The 15319-nt window shown below is 41.9% G+C and carries 11 protein-coding genes; 6 read left to right on the top strand and 5 right to left on the bottom strand.

Annotated elements, in window-relative coordinates; translation table 11 throughout:
• Positions 1-554 precede the first annotated feature (554 nt).
• From V7K15_RS29710 to pabB, 5 genes are all read left to right on the top strand, one after another.
• Positions 555-794, top strand: coding sequence for a hypothetical protein (locus tag V7K15_RS29710; protein WP_442949728.1), 240 nt, complete (start codon positions 555-557; stop codon positions 792-794).
• A gap of 4 nt (positions 795-798) precedes the next feature.
• Positions 799-1308 carry a hypothetical protein gene (locus V7K15_RS29705; RefSeq protein WP_334911567.1) on the top strand — a complete coding sequence of 170 codons (510 nt, stop codon included), beginning with the start codon at positions 799-801 and terminating at the stop codon, positions 1306-1308.
• A 68-nt stretch (positions 1309-1376) separates the two neighbouring features.
• Entirely contained in the window at positions 1377-1775 is a 399-nt protein-coding gene (locus V7K15_RS29700; protein WP_334911565.1) for a hypothetical protein, read from the top strand.
• A 69-nt stretch (positions 1776-1844) separates the two neighbouring features.
• The gene (gene kdpA, locus V7K15_RS29695) at positions 1845-3545 is read left to right on the top strand and encodes a potassium-transporting ATPase subunit KdpA (RefSeq protein WP_334911573.1); all 1701 of its coding nucleotides are present in this window, start codon (positions 1845-1847) and stop codon (positions 3543-3545) included.
• Positions 3546-4247: 702 nt separating this feature from the next.
• Complete coding sequence (gene pabB / locus V7K15_RS29690; protein WP_334911563.1) at positions 4248-6416, top strand: aminodeoxychorismate synthase component I; 2169 nt, start codon at positions 4248-4250, stop codon at positions 6414-6416.
• A gap of 106 nt (positions 6417-6522) precedes the next feature.
• On the opposite strand, the gene V7K15_RS29685 is transcribed toward pabB, so the two are convergent.
• The 4 genes from V7K15_RS29685 to V7K15_RS29670 all read right to left on the bottom strand — a co-directional run bounded on the left by V7K15_RS29685 (position 6523) and on the right by V7K15_RS29670 (position 11605).
• Positions 6523-8025, bottom strand: a complete 1503-nt coding sequence (locus V7K15_RS29685; protein ID WP_334911561.1) for an HlyD family efflux transporter periplasmic adaptor subunit — start codon at positions 8023-8025, stop codon at positions 6523-6525.
• Positions 8026-8056: 31 nt separating this feature from the next.
• Positions 8057-10276, bottom strand: coding sequence for a peptidase domain-containing ABC transporter (locus tag V7K15_RS29680; protein ID WP_334911559.1), 2220 nt, complete (start codon positions 10274-10276; stop codon positions 8057-8059).
• A gap of 182 nt (positions 10277-10458) precedes the next feature.
• Complete coding sequence (locus V7K15_RS29675) at positions 10459-10812, bottom strand: hypothetical protein (RefSeq protein ID WP_334911557.1); 354 nt, start codon at positions 10810-10812, stop codon at positions 10459-10461.
• A 439-nt stretch (positions 10813-11251) separates the two neighbouring features.
• The gene (locus V7K15_RS29670) at positions 11252-11605 is read right to left on the bottom strand and encodes a hypothetical protein (RefSeq protein WP_334911555.1); all 354 of its coding nucleotides are present in this window, start codon (positions 11603-11605) and stop codon (positions 11252-11254) included.
• A gap of 623 nt (positions 11606-12228) precedes the next feature.
• Between V7K15_RS29670 and V7K15_RS29665 the strand changes: the two genes are divergently transcribed.
• The gene (locus V7K15_RS29665; RefSeq protein WP_334911553.1) at positions 12229-13962 is read left to right on the top strand and encodes an iron uptake porin; all 1734 of its coding nucleotides are present in this window, start codon (positions 12229-12231) and stop codon (positions 13960-13962) included.
• 221 nt (positions 13963-14183) lie between these two features.
• Here the strand turns inward: V7K15_RS29665 and V7K15_RS29660 are convergent, their stop codons facing one another.
• The gene (locus V7K15_RS29660) at positions 14184-15308 is read right to left on the bottom strand and encodes an FUSC family protein (RefSeq protein WP_334911551.1); all 1125 of its coding nucleotides are present in this window, start codon (positions 15306-15308) and stop codon (positions 14184-14186) included.
• Positions 15309-15319: the final 11 nt, after the last annotated feature.

The raw sequence follows: 15319 nt of genomic DNA, 5'->3' as shown, positions 1-15319 counted from the left end.
TCAATCGAATATGCTGCCATCTCTAAATAATCTGTTTTTTTACATCTTTAAAGTTTACAATCTTTGTGGCTGGTTTGATATCAAATTGCTGTAAGTAGGGCTATATCAAAACTATATCTCTAAATATATGCCTTGAAAGCTAATTAATAAACATATATTTGATTTGTTTAATACATTTTATATATTCTGAAAATATATCTAAAAAAAGCATATTTTCTATGTAGAATATTGGACAATACTATTATAGTTAAAAAATGTTTTGTGTTAAGAGGTTGTTTGAAAAGTGATATCAGGTATGATTTTTTACCCCCCTTAATCCCCCCTTGTAAAGGGGGGAAACAATAAAATCAAGTCCCCTCCCCAATGCATCGGGGAGGGTTAGGGTGGGGTAAAAGAATATTTGACATCCATCACGACTTTTCAAACATCCTCTAAAAGACAAAAAAGCTTTATAACCAAGCCTGTTTGGTGTTTTAATCCAAGTTAATAGCGTTTATTGTGGGATTCATTTAACTGAAATTAAGTTACCCGATCAATGCGTTTTTCTAGGAATTTTGCGAGAAAGTCAAGTCATTTCCGCAACAGATAATCCAGCAATTTTTGCTGGAGACTATATCTTAGCGATCGCAACCCATCCCATGATGGTTCCGGCTCTCAAAGTAACTCTCAAGAAAATTCATTCTGTTTACTATTCACTCAACAGTTGCTTGCTGGAAGCTCGACCAACAGCCAGCCAATCTGTAAATTCAGATGATTCAGAGGTTCTAGCTAATTTCCCTTCCACATATTATTAGATAGATGAACATTTACTTCTTCTCTTATCATGCACCTGACCCGAAGATGATTAAACATTTGGGTACTCCAATTACAACCCAATTTAAGGGCGAAATTAGCGATATTTACTCTAAAGGCAATCTGATATTTTTTATCGAAACTCTGTTTCTGGGTGGGCAAAGAATTAGAGCTAGCCATACTATTCCCACTGAATCGATTGTGATTGTTGAAGCTCCACCTATATTACAAGGGGATTGGTTAGCAGCAGGAGTTTCTACACTTTTGGTTACTCATATAAAGCCAGAAACTACCGCTTGGGGTGCCGTTGTTCTCAACTATTGCGGATTAATTAAGATTCATCAGATTAAAGTTATTACCTCTCCTTGGAGCAGCCACACTGAGACTGAGGCAGATAGTGATGAGGTAACAAGTAAAGAAAAGTTGCAACTAACTAATTCTTCTGGTTTATTTTCAATAGCAAATATCTTCAAAAACCTGGGATGGAAACCAAGCAAAGCTGTAGTTTCTTGCTAGTTTCTAAAGATGTTTAATTGGAGATGACCTTTACTGAATCTGAGTTCGACTAACTAAAGGTTTTTAATATGCATATTTCGGACTTTTTCCGACTTGATGTATCCGCCCAAAAAAGTGTTCATCAGTCCACCATAATTGAAGCAAACCTACCTAAGACAACAGATAATCATTTAAAACCACAGCAGGGAGACATTCCCTTTGTAGCAGTGTTTTTGGCTCACATTTCCTTCATGATTGTTTGGGGAATTGTCGTTTTTATCGTTTCATCTGCCTCGAAAGCGGTACAAGATGCAGCCCAAAATGCGGTACAAGATAAAGACGAAATAGTAAGCATTAAAGATTTACAGCAACAACCCTGTAAAAACTGTCAATTTTTTAACAACAACAACTATCTAAAGTGTGCAGTACACCCTTCCACTGCTCTAACTAAAGAAGCACTCAATTGCTCGGATTATATGTCTAAATAGAGTTGTTCTACCTATAATAGGTGAGTTTCCCGCTACACCTATAGCGATCGCTTTATGCCAATCCCAAGTATGCTCCAAGGCTTTGTGCAAATCTTCCTTACCCTATTCTTGGTTGTGGTGTCAGTACCAATATTAGGACGCTACTTAGCTGAAGTCTTTTTGATGCAAAGAACCTGGCTCGATCGAGTGATCAACCCATTGGAGCGCTTAATTTATCTGCTCATTGGTATTGAACCCGAAGAGAGCATGACTGGAAGAGAATATGCGATCGCTGTCCTATTCAGCAATACAGCAATGGCAGTTTTAGCCCTGTTGCTGCTGGTATTTCAGAGTTCACTACCGTTGAATCCCACTAACTTAGGGATGCCCACTTGGGACACAGTATTACACACCACCATTTCTTTTTTGGTTGCGGCAGATTTGCAACATTATGTGCCAGAAACCACAATGTCCTACCTGAGCCAGATCACAGCTTTGGGCTTCTTAATGTTTATTGCACCTGCTACGGGATTAGCGGTGGGAATTGCCTTCATTCGTGGCTTAACAGGTAGACCTTTGGGCAACTTTTATGTAGATTTGACCTGCTCAATGACGCGAGTACTGCTACCCTTGGCTATTGTGAGTACAGTGTTGTTGATCTGGGGTGGTGTGCCCGAAACTCTTGCCGGTCCTGTAAATTTTACCACCTTAGAGGGAGCAACTCAGGCGATCGCTCGTGGCCCGATTGCCCACTTTGAAAGCATCAAAATGCTAGGTGAGAACGGTGGAGCCTTCTTTGGTGGCAACTCTGCTCATCCTTTTGAAAATCCCAATGGTAGCACCAATTTGTTACAAGTGGTGACAATGTTGCTGATTCCCACGGCATTACTCCACACCTACGGTATCTTCATCGGTAACTTAAAACAGACTCGCCTACTGTTTTGGATGGTGTTCACCATTTTTGTAGTCTTAATTGGCGTGACTGCGATCGGGGAGTATCAGGGCAATCCCGCCGTGAATGCCCTGTTGGGTAGTCAGCAGCCTAATTTGGAGGGTAAAGAAGTCCGCTTCGGCTGGGCGGAAACTGCGTTATTCGCCATCACTACAACAGCAACCATGACTGGTTCTGCTAACGGGATGTTCGACTCGCTGATGCCGTCTGGTGGATTTTGTGCTTTGCTCAACCTGTTTTTGCAAGTCATCTGGGGAGCGATGGGCACTGGTGCCGCTTCTTTGGTGGTGTATATGTTTTTGGCAGTCTTCCTGACTGGCTTAATTGTGGGACGAACGCCAGAGTTTTTAGGACGAAAAATCGATAAATGGGAAATTACCCTCGCAAGTGTAATTATTCTGCTTCACCCGCTATTGATTTTGCTACCCAGTGGTATTACCATAGCTTTTCCTGACCAACTTGCAGGCATGAGTAATCCTGGCTTTCACGGTTTTACGCAAGTGATTTATGAGTATGCATCGGCAGCGGCGGGCAACGGTTCCGGTTTTGAAGGCTTGGCAGACACCCAACCCGCCCCGACTGCTTTGTGGTGGAACCTGACAACAGCATTTACCCTCTGGGTGGGACGGTTTATTCCGATCATTGTTTTGTTGCTGCTAGCAGATAGCCTGTCATCCAAGCAACGCGTACCCCACTCAAGTTCAACCTTAAATACAGATACCCAATTATTTACCAGTGTGACTGCCGCCACCATTTTGATTCTGGGAGCATTGACATTTTTTCCTGTTTTGGTTTTAGGGCCTGTTGCTGAAGCTTTCCAAATCGCCATCGGAAAATAGCACAATTACAGCACTCCGATCACCTTTGACTAATTACTAATTAGTAATTTTTGGAGTTAAAAAATCAGGTTTTTCATCAGGAGTAAATTAATCGCACAGTCCACTTATAGACTTTACGATTCTTCATCCGCGAAAATTTTCTTAGACATATAGCAATCTTATTTAATTCAGATCCCCGACTTCGTAAAAGTTGTCGGGGATCTTGTTTCTTACGAATGATTCAGGATTGCAATAGCATACATTAATTAAAATTGTACGCAATTAGGGACTTCCAAATAAAAAATAACGAACCACAGAGGCGCAGTATTTCGACAGACCCGATAACCATACGGCTAAAAGGCAGTTGCGAAAATCCAGTAATGGTGAGTCCACTCGGCGGGAACGGTTTCCGTTCCGTCGAAGTGGCGAACCCGAAGGGAAAGAAACAGAAACCTAAGTCGTGAGTCTTAGGAATCCCCGACTGTTTACGGCGGGGAGGATGTCAAGTTAGGATATTTCACAGACACTAGGGACAAGATTAACCAAACAAATCTGCAAATAGTCATTGAGAAGTACCTACAAAACCCGAATCAAGAATTGCAAAGTGCATGGTAGCATCATTTATTAACAAAGATAGAACAAAAAAATTTAAAGTAGCAGATAACTTATCTAGGTGCTATTCTAAGTGCAAAAACGTTCTATACGGTAGCTAAATGAGTATGTATGCAAACATTAATTATTGATAACTATGATTCTTATACCTTTAATCTTTACCAGATGATTGCTGAGGTAAATGGGCAACTACCTCTAGTAATTAGTAATGATCAGCTTAACTGGGATGAATTGAAAGAAATCGCATTTGACAACATTGTAATTTCACCTGGCCCCGGCCGTCCAGAAAGGTCAGAAGATTTTGGAGTCTGCCGACAGATAATTGAGAACGTCGATGTGCCTTTGCTGGGAGTTTGTCTGGGGCATCAAGGACTTGGCTACCTACATGGTGGAAGAGTGATTCATGCACCGGAAGTTCGACACGGTAGACTCAGTAAAATTTATCATAATGATTCCAAATTATTCCAAGGTATTCCCAGTCAATTTTCTGTGGTGCGCTATCACTCCTTGATAGTTGCGGATGAACTACCTGAGTGCTTAGAAAAAATTGCTTGGACTGAGGAAGGATTAGTGATGGGATTGCGTCATCGGCATCTACCTTTTTGGGGTGTGCAGTTTCACCCAGAGTCTATTTGTACAGAATATGGACAAACATTGCTAGAAAATTTTCGAGATATCACACTGCAATTTATAGATAAATCATCAAGAAGTTCAGAAAAGCGGTATTGGACTGGATATAGATTTATTACTCCTCCCATTGATGAACCCTGCCAAGAACAGGAAGAGAAGTTTGAACTTCATCGGCGCAAACTGGATATTTGCCCGAATACAGAACAAATATTTGTCAATTTATTTGGGCAAGCAGCAAATGCCTTTTGGTTAGACAGTAGCCGTGTGGAATCCGGTTTATCCCGCTTCTCGTTTATGGGCGATGGGAACGGGGAAAACAGCCTTTTGGTACGCTACCATACCCAAATGCAGGAACTCACGATCGCACAGTCAGATTGTGTTACCCATTACAGCGAAAGTATTTTCGACTATCTCAAACGAGAAATTGATCTCCGAAGTTGCCAAGCTGATGATTTACCATTTGATTTTAACTGTGGATTTGTTGGCTATTTTGGCTATGAACTCAAGGCAGAGTCTGGATCGTCATTGGTGCATTCTTCACCATTACCTGATGCAATTTTCTTATTTGCCGATCGCATGATTGCCATCGATCACCAAGAACAGTGTGTTTATTTGCTGCAATTAATTAAAAAAGGACAAACACAACAGGTAGAAATTTGGTTTGATACTATCCAACAACAACTCCAAACCCTGACTTCTCTGACTCCCCTTGTGCCTCAAGGAAATAGTCAGCCAGTCAAGTTTAGTTTAAGTCGTACTTACCAGACTTATATTAATGATATTCACCATTGCTTAGAGGAAATTTATCAAGGGGAAACCTATCAAGTTTGCCTCACAAATCAGCTTCATAGTGATATAACCCCCGATCCATTGACGTTCTACCGCACCTTACGTAAGCTCAATCCTGCCCCCTATGCGGCATTTTTGCGGTTTGGTGAGATTGCGATCGCTTGCTCATCTCCAGAGCGATTTCTGCGGATTGATCAGCAGGGTTGGGTAGAAACTAAGCCGATTAAAGGAACCCTGAGACGCGGAAAATTCCCTGAAGAAGATTTTATCCTCAAAGAACAGTTACGCAACAGCGAAAAAGACAGGGCTGAGAATCTGATGATTGTCGATCTGTTACGCAATGATTTGGGACGAGTCTGTGAAATCGGTAGCATTCACGTACCAAAGTTAATGGATGTAGAAACCTATGCAACGATGCATCAACTGGTAACAACAGTACGCGGGCATTTGCGACCAGATTTAACAGCAATAGATTGTGTGCGGGCTTCATTTCCCGGAGGCTCGATGACAGGTGCGCCTAAACTCAGAACCATGCAAATTATCGATCGCCTGGAACAAGAAGCAAGGGGCGTGTATTCAGGAGCGATCGGCTTTTTGGGATTGAATGGTTCAGCAGATTTGAATATTGTGATTCGCACTGCTGTTCTGACTCCTAATCAAACTTCTATTGGTATCGGTGGCGGGATTGTGGCACTTTCCGATCCGGAGATGGAGTTTCAAGAAACGCTGCTGAAAGCGGAAGCCTTAATTCATGCGATCGTTCTCACAATGCACGGAACATTTGAGCCAGACAGGTATGAGATTGCGGGAGTAAAATCAAAAACTATCGATAGTTGTAAACCTATTGCAAAAATACTTTAATCGCCAGTGACTCAAGTCACTAGCTAATAGCAAAAGTCCGTTTCAACGGACTAAAACTACTGTGATCAGTCCGTTGAAACCGACTTTTGTCAGCAAAACGAAAACATTAGAAATCTGCAATTAGCCGCGCCTTTCTGAGGAAGAATTGCAGTACAGTTTCTTCGCGGGAAATGATATCAACCCTACCCTCCATTCCTAATTGAATGTGACACTGATTTTTACCTTTACCTAAAATCAGATTTTCCGGTTCAATGGTCACTTCGTAGTAACTACCAGCCATTGGTCTTTGCCGACTAATAGAGGTGTCATTAGATGAATCGCTATTATTCTTTTGGGGAGTAATTGCATCTGGAGAAATCGCTTGGACTTTACCCTTGAGCGTGCCAAAATCTGGGTAAGGACAAGCGCTGACCCGCATTTGGACTTTTTGACCAATTTTTAACTTATTCTTATCTTCAGATGCCACTGCTGCTTTTAAAACCTGAGCGACATCGCTAGGAACAATTTGCACCACTTCTTCACCAGCCCGCAGAGTTTGACCGGAGTTTCGGAGATTAAGTTGAGAAATAATCCCATCAGCAGTAGCTGTAATGGTGGTTTGACTTAAGTCGGTTTCTATTTGTTTAAGTTCGCTGGTATCCAGTTTTAGCTGTTTTTCAAGTTCAATTTTTTGTTTAACTAGGGCTTGGCGATCCTTTTCTAAAGTTGCTTTGTTGCTTTCTCCTGTGGCTTTTTCTTGGGCGATGCGCTCAGTAGCAATAGCAACACCAGCATTACTGGGGTTGAGCGCAATTTGGGCGCGTTCCCGTCTGGCTACAGTAGCGGATAGTGCTTGTTCTAACCGTTCAATTGTTTGTTTTTGGGCTGCAACGACGCCTCTTTGCCCTTCCACTGATTGTTCTTGCTGTTTCACAAGCAGTTGTGCTTCTTCAAATTGGTCTCTAGATAGGGCACCGACTGCGGCTACGGTCTGATAACGGTTTTCTTTCGATGTGGCTGCACCCAAAGCTGCTTCGGAGGCATGGAGATTTGCTTGTGCTGTTTTTAGCTGTTCCTTACCTATCTGCAATTCTCTTTGAGAAATTCTGATATTAGCATCAGCTTCTTCCAACTCAGAAACAGTAGTAATTTTTTTGTCTTGATATTCTCGGTAGCGACCGCTTAATTCGGCTTCGGCACCTGTAATAATCCGGTGAATGCGGTCGGTTTCGGCGCGAATCTGGCTGTTGAAGGCTTGAATCTGGGCATAGGTTTGCACCAGTTGTAATTTACCTTGTTGGATATTAGTTTGCAGTTGACTTTTTTTAGTTTGCAGACGAGAATCGTCAATGGTTGCGATCGCATCTCCCTTTTTCACAACTTGATTTTGTTTGACATAAATCTGCATTACTTGACCTTCGGTTGTGACTTGCACAACCCGCAATTCACCAATGGGACGAACAACCGCCTGTCCTTTGACTGTGACTTTATATTTAGCGATCGCCGCAATGGGAATTGCTAAACTCAGAATGCCAAGGATAATCATCCCGCCAAAGGTAGTCCAACGACTAAGTGGTGGTAAAAATTCGTTTGTTTGAATTGGGGATACAAAATCTGTCTTGCTAACCATACTTTAGTGCAGTATTAAAGAAAAATATAATTTAATTAATGGTAGCAGGCTTGTTATTAAGGTAGGAGCCAGAAGTTGCGATCGCTAAATCATTTTTTGATATCACAATATCATCTAAGAAATTTAAATGGTCGCCTTTGATTTGACGCAACTCTTCTGGTGTACCTTGAATTTGTAAGCGTCCTTGTTCTAGCATTACAATCCAATCAGCTCGCTGGATGACTTTTGGTCGGTGACTAATCATAATCGTAGTTTTACCCCGGCGATGGTAAAGCAATTGATCTAATACTTGTGCTTCGCTTACCGAGTCGAGGGCACTTGTAGATTCGTCTAAAATCAGAATCGGGGGTTGAGTAACTATTGCCCTAGCGATCGCTAACCTTTGCCGTTGTCCCCCAGAAATATTCGCACCAAATTCTCCTAAAATAGTTTGATATTTATCGGGTAGTTTGCTGATAAACTCATCTGCACCAGCAATCTGACAAGCTTCGACAATACTTTCAAAAGTCATGTCAGGATAGCTAAAGCGGAAATTATCGATAATTGAACGACTCCAAAAATGCGGTTCTTGGGGAATTAATATTATTTGTTGTCGCAGACATTCTAAAGACAAGTCTTGCTGGTTGTAAAGACCATAACGAATATTACCCGACTGGATTTTATATAAACCAGTAATTAATTTAGCTAGGCTACTCTTACCGCACCCAGATTTACCAATTAAAGCAATTACTTGACCGCCGCGAATAGTTAGGGAAAAATCTGACAACAGATCAACTCTACCTGCATGGTGAAAGTTGAGTTGAGTACAGGTAATCTCTGCATCCCCAGGAATTTGTGCCCAAGGCTTTTTAAAATCATTTTCATCTTCTGGAGTAGCATCAATCACTTCTGTTAAGCGTTGAATGACTATTTGAGCGGTAATAAATTCATCAAGTAAGCCAATGGCAGAACTCAGAAAGCCGAGAAAGTTACCACTCAGTCCGTTATACGCAATTAATTGCCCGATACTTAGAGTCTGATTAATTACTAAGCTGCTACCTATCCAGAGGATGCCAATATTAATGAAAGTGGAAAGAACACCGACGATAGTACTGCTGTAAAGTCCTAATTTCATCGTACTCCAAGCCAAGTTAGCCAGCCGACCGTAATTCGCCTGGTACTCTTCCCAAGCTTGGGGTGTAGCTTGAGTAGTTTTTAAGACTTGGACACCACGAAAGGTTTCCACCAGAAAGCCTTGGTTTTCTGTACCCGAAACAATCATATTGCGGGTTTTCTGGCGGATAGCTGGTAAAAACAGCAAACTAACAGCCGTAATCACCAGAAAAGCGGCGATGGAAGCGAGAGTCAGTTCCCAACTGTAGAACAGCATTAAAGCTAAGGAAACTAAAGCAATAAAAAATTGGCTGGGTAAACCGAGGACAATTTGAGAAACAAGATTATTGATGGCATGAACATCAGAAATCCGGCTAACAACTTCTCCACTGCGTCGGGCTTCAAAGTAGGAGAGAGGCAAATGTAAGAGTTTACGTCCATATTCCAGAATTAGCCCTAATTGTAATCTTTGACCAAAGTGACCAATTAGATGAGATTGCACTAAACCAATCACACTTCTAATCAAGTTCATGGTTATCACCCCAATTGCTACAGTCGTTAGCAGTTGGGTATCTCCTCGCACTAACACATCATCCGTCAGCAGTTGCATCATAAACGGAGTCGCCAAAGAAAGAATTCCAATGGCGATGTTGATTGCGATCGCTTGGGCAATAATAAAACGATAGGGGTAAATTCTTTGGATATAACGCCCAATACCAGCGATTTTATCAGATTCTTGGTGATAAAAGCGACTGTCATCAGGACTCAGAAGTAACATCACGCCATTACCCCAACCCGCCATTAGCTCTTGTAGCGTCAGATAGCGAATGCCAAGACCAGGGTCGGCAATTACGTATTTTTTGCCTTTTTGTCCGTATAACACTACCCAGTGGTTGCCTTTCCAGTGAATGATCGCTGGTAGGCAGATTTGGTGTAATTGGTCAATGAGTTGGGGAGTAGCTTTGACTTGGCGGGCATTAAATCCCAGTGTTTCCCCTCCCCGCTTCAAGCCCAATAAGGACGTACCTCGTGAACCAGTACTTACTGCTTCCCGGACGCGGTTGAGGGTAAAGGTGCGTCCGTAATGTTTGGCGATTGTGGCAATGCAAGCAGCACCACAGTCTTCTTCACTTTGTTGAAGAACAATCTGGTATTTCATTTTCAAGTGCAATTATTGGGGAGAAAATTAAGTCGGGTCTTTTGACCCGACTTAATTGAGCGTTTGGCTTGTCAGTTCAGACTTTTGACTGCTTGGCTGACGCGCTAAAAAGTCATTGCGCTTGCCTGATAACCCATTTGCGGTATGTTTGAGAGATTCAAAACAGTAAATCTGCTTCAAATTTACGCAACTTTATAGAGTTCTATATCGTATGGATTGCCAGGAGTGGAGTAGTTGTATTGAAATTCATATTTTGACCCATTGGACAAATTGTATGATTTGTTCTGCACATAGCCCGCTCTACCGTCAGCGTCAAATTTAACGATTCCGCCACTGTAGGCAGTCCATACAGCAGAACCGTTGGGTTTTGCATACTGTGCTGGAGTTTTTGTACCATCGATCAGGTAGGAGACATTGTATCCCGTTCTGTTTGTAATGGTAAACACTTCGTATCCGCCAGTAATTGTTTCACCAGCTTGTTCGTCAAGTTCTTCGACCAAACCCAAGCCTTGGAAGATGTCTTGATTGTTTGACATGATTTTTCTCCTTAATTTAAATTGAGTTAAGACAGAGATATTTGGATAAATCTTGCCTGACCTCATTGGTAGATTGTTGAGATACAGCAGAATTCAGAATTCAGAAGTAAAACAGCCATTAACATTTAGGTTGTGTACTTCATCAATTTGAATTCATCTGTATTATGTAGTATTTCATGAAATTAATCGAAAGATTGTTAAGAAAAAATAAATTTAACAGTCAAATTATTCAGAGCTAAGTAGCCTTCTTTTATTACTCTCATGAGAAAATATTGAGGAGAAAATTAAGTCGGGTTAAATGACCCGACTTAATTGAGCATTTAGCTTGTCAGTTGAGACTTTTGACTGCTTGGCTAACGCGCTAAAAAGTCATTGCGCTTGCCTCATAACCCAATTGCGGTATATTTGAGAGATTCAAAACAGTAAATCTGCTTCAAATTTACCCAACTTTATAGAGGTCTATATCGTATGGATTGCCAGGAGTGGAGTTGTTGTTTTGAAATTGATATTTTCCCCCATTGACCAAATCGGATGATTTGTACTTCGTATACCCCGCTCTCGCGTCAGTGTCAAATTTAATGATTCCTCCGCTGTAGGCAGTCCATACAGCAGAAACTCCTGGTTTTGCATACTGTGCTGGAGTTATTCTACCATCGATATAGTAGGAGACATTGTATGCAGTTTTATTTGTAACGGTAAACACCTCGTATCCACCAGTAATTGTTTCACCAGCTTGTTCGTCAAGTTCTTCGACCAAACCAAAGCCTTGTAAGATGTCTTGATTGTTTGACATGATTTTTCTCCTTTTTAAATTAGGATTAACTGGCAACTATATTATGATGACGAGTATTAATATATTTAAAATCAGACATAAGTCTCTTTTTCCTAAATGAGTTAAGGCAAAGGTATTTGGATAAATCTTGCCTCACCTCATTGCTACATTGTTGAGATACAGCAGAATTCAGAAGTAAAACAGGTTTTGAGACTTCGCGCTCTTTTATTACTCTCATTAGAGAATATATAAACCCTTTTTTCTCCTTGCTTGGTTCCAAACAAGGATTTTTTGCCTTTGCTGATCAGGCTTTCAAAAAGATTCAAGGTCAGCATCTTACTTCTTCAATACAGTGAAGAAGACTATGGTATTTGATTTTGAAGTGCAATAGACATCTCCAGAAATTAAATATGCGTTATCTAGAACCCTTGTAGAGACGTAGCACTGCTACGTCTCTACATTCAGGTTAAACCCTAGCTATCCAGTACTCAGCACTCCTGAAGATTCTTCATCTGGAATAATTTTGTGAGATATATCTTAGTTGACTACAATCTGGTAAGATTTCCAACAAGTAGAAAAACTGCTTGTTCTCTTTTTCTTGAACCCAGGTATTTCGGGTATTTTTTGGGAAAGGAAAATCAAAAATGTCTCATCTATTGTGGAAAACTCTGGTACTAACTCCAGTAGTTTTGGGAGTGACAGTGTTGCTTTCTGCTAGGGCTATGGCTGCTAAAGTAGCAGGCTCTTCTGAAGATACAAAGCCAAAAGTTACTCAAACAGAAGCATCAATAGCTTCTGCTGCTTCTGTATTGATTCAAACAGAGCAACCAAAAGTTAATCAGCAGTTGGTTGCCCAAAAGACTGATGATAATAACATTTTAGAAAAGGTTAACCGCTACACCAGCGAAGGCGAGAACCAGAATTCACTGTCTCAAGTCACATCAGTTTCTCAGTTTTCTGATGTACAGCCAACTGACTGGGCATTCCAAGCTTTGCAATCTCTGGTTGAACGCTACGGTTGTATTGCTGGATACCCTGATAGTACTTACCGTGGCAACCGAGCATTAACCCGTTATGAATTTGCCGCAGGTTTGAATGCTTGTTTAAATCGAGTTAATGAACTGATTGCGACATCAACTGCTGGCTTGGTGTCAAAACAGGATTTGACGACCCTCCAGCGTTTGCAAGAGGAATTCTCGGCAGAATTAGGAACTCTGCGTGGTCGAGTAGATGCTGTAGAAGCACGTAGTGCAGAACTTGAAGCAAATCAGTTTTCTACTACAACCAAGCTAGTTGGTGAAGCAATTTTTGCTGTCACCGACAACTTTGGCAACAACGACAATAACAATACTGTTTTCCAAGACAGGGTGCGTTTAGACTTCCAAAGCAGCTTCACAGGTAAAGATATTTTGCATACTAGGCTTGCAGCTGGTAATGCAGTTGGATTGGCTTTACCAAATGGGACATTTGAAGGGACTCAAACCATTAGCGTCTCTCCTACTACCAACAACGGTGTTTCTATAGACTGGTTGGCGTATTACTTCCCGATTGGCAACTCCCAAGTTTATATAGCTGGTAGTGGAGGTATTCAGAGCGATTACGTTCCTACCGTCAGCCCATACTTTGAAGATTATGATGGCGGTAACGGTGCTTTGTCTACCTTTGCTTCCGAAAGCCCAATCTATCGGATTGGCGGCGGTGCTGGTATGGGCGTTAACTTAGCCTTTGGTAGTGGTGGCGGTGGCTTTGAACCTTCATTAACCTTGGGTTACTTAGCATCTCAAGCGAATACCCCTGGTCTAAATACGGGTTTATTCGAGGGTAACTATGCTGCTTTAGGCCAGTTGAACTTAAAAATAGGCGATCGCATCACCTTAGCTGCAACCTACGTCCACGGTTATCATAATGGTGGTACTGTTTTATTCGATGCAGGCTCCGCGAGTACAACAACTGGTATAGTCGGTACTGCACAAGCTAACTTTGTGGGTGCTGGCAATCCATATTCAAGTAATTCCTACGGTTTGGAGGCTGCTTTTAAACCTAGTGACAAACTGTCGATTAGTGGCTTTGCGCTTTACAGTGACATCACAGGCGTTGGTGCTAATGATGATGGTGAAGTTTGGAGTTATGGACTTGGGGTAGCCCTGCCAGACTTTGGTAAGAAGGGCAACGTTTTAGGACTTTTCGCAGGTATTGAACCCTATGTGGGAGGTAACACTGGTGATAAACCATACCACTTTGAAGGTTTCTATAAGTATCGTGTAAGCGACAACATTTCTATTACTCCTGGGGTAATTTGGTTAACCAATCCTGGTCAACTTCCTGGCAACAACGATGATGCAATCATTGGGACGCTGAGAACAACTTTCACCTTCTAAAAGTTTTGAGTGCTGAGTGCTGAGTGCTGAGTAATATCATGTCCACCAGATTACCCATAATAAAAGAACCCTACCCCCCAACCCCTCCCCGCAAGCGGGGAGGGGTTCTTCGGGTTTAATAAGCAATCAAGCGGACATGATATAAGAAGAAGAATACTCAGTACTTTCGCACATAAGTATTTGCCCCACCCCTTGTGGGCGGTCTTTCAACTCAGCACTCTTCATTGGTTAATCAGCGTACCTGCCATTTTTTGCAGTTTTCTACCCACCTCTTCCATCGTGTAGAAGAACGTGAAAAACCGGAGTATCTCATCCATTGGGTAATCTTGCTGTTTAATTTCTTCCAGTCGGTTTAATTGCTCTGTAGCATTAGTGATTGCAACTTCCATTCCTGACAAAGGTAAACTAGGCTGGTGCGATTTGACAGCTGTTGCTAAAAGAAGCATTGCATTTTGAGTTTCTAGTGCCAGTTGGGTAATTTGAGGTGAAAGAATTTGCCAGAAAGTATCTTGCCCTCTAGCAAGTACAGTATGTTCCATTGTCAAAATGTGTTCCCAAATCCTGCGGATGAGAAACTCCCAGGCTTCATTCACCCGTTTTTCTGGCGGTTCGTTTGTCTTTCCTTGTCTGACTTCCTGCCATAGCGATCGCCCCTTGCTCAGTGAACTAATGATACTAATTTTCAACTTATCCACACGGGGGCGATCGTAGTTTCCTGTAAAGGCAGAGTCCACAACCAACTCATAAAACTGCTCTAAATCAGTTAGCGTTTGTGACAAACAACGCCTCAGTTCGACTCCAGCCGAGGCAGGAAAAATAAAGTTGTTTACCAACAGTGCCACACCAATACCCAAGAGGGTTTCCAGAAACCTGCCCCAGGCGTACAGCCAAGGAGATTCGCTGTGACTCAAAATGACGATCGCTGATACATACCCCGCCAATTTTGCCGCCTCATTGAATTTCCAATAAGAAGTCAGAAAGATGGTCAAAAATACACTTATTCCCAGTGACCAGAAATTGGTACCCAGTGCAACCGCAAAGATGGCTCCACCTATGGCACCAATCACGGTGCCAATTATTCGTTGAATTCCTAGTAACAAAGTGCTGCCATGAGTAGATGACATCACAATGATGGCGGCGATCGCTGCATAAAAAGGGTACTCCCATTGCAACGCCTGAGCAACTTCAAAAGAAATTGCCGATGCGATCGCCATTTTAAATGCCATCTTAGCTAGTACAATTGTTGAGATTCCATCGGGAGTAGCAGCCCAAGTTTGCAATGCTGTAATGATTCTCAGTTTTTGCGATCGCCCTGTAGGTGGAAGGCCATTGGAGGGTTGTATCATGGGTATCGGGT

Source organism: Nostoc sp. (assembly GCF_036919815.1).
In the GTDB taxonomy this organism is placed as follows: Bacteria; Cyanobacteriota; Cyanobacteriia; order Cyanobacteriales; family Nostocaceae; genus Nostoc.
Note: the sequence above shows the minus strand (reverse complement) of the source record. Positions and strands in the feature narration are given on the sequence as shown.

What these genes read in the sequence shown, in the direction of transcription:
- pabB (WP_334911563.1), top strand. Translation starts at nt 4,248, where the DNA reads ATGCAAACATTAATTATTGATAACTATGATTCTTATACCTTTAATCTT.
- V7K15_RS29665 (WP_334911553.1), top strand. Translation starts at nt 12,229, where the DNA reads ATGTCTCATCTATTGTGGAAAACTCTGGTACTAACTCCAGTAGTTTTG.
- V7K15_RS29680 (WP_334911559.1), bottom strand. Translation starts at nt 10,276, where the DNA reads ATGAAATACCAGATTGTTCTTCAACAAAGTGAAGAAGACTGTGGTGCT.
- V7K15_RS29700 (WP_334911565.1), top strand. Translation starts at nt 1,377, where the DNA reads ATGCATATTTCGGACTTTTTCCGACTTGATGTATCCGCCCAAAAAAGT.
- V7K15_RS29705 (WP_334911567.1), top strand. Translation starts at nt 799, where the DNA reads ATGAACATTTACTTCTTCTCTTATCATGCACCTGACCCGAAGATGATT.
- V7K15_RS29660 (WP_334911551.1), bottom strand. Translation starts at nt 15,308, where the DNA reads ATGATACAACCCTCCAATGGCCTTCCACCTACAGGGCGATCGCAAAAA.
- V7K15_RS29670 (WP_334911555.1), bottom strand. Translation starts at nt 11,605, where the DNA reads ATGTCAAACAATCAAGACATCTTACAAGGCTTTGGTTTGGTCGAAGAA.
- kdpA (WP_334911573.1), top strand. Translation starts at nt 1,845, where the DNA reads ATGCTCCAAGGCTTTGTGCAAATCTTCCTTACCCTATTCTTGGTTGTG.
- V7K15_RS29685 (WP_334911561.1), bottom strand. Translation starts at nt 8,025, where the DNA reads ATGGTTAGCAAGACAGATTTTGTATCCCCAATTCAAACAAACGAATTT.
- V7K15_RS29675 (WP_334911557.1), bottom strand. Translation starts at nt 10,812, where the DNA reads ATGTCAAACAATCAAGACATCTTCCAAGGCTTGGGTTTGGTCGAAGAA.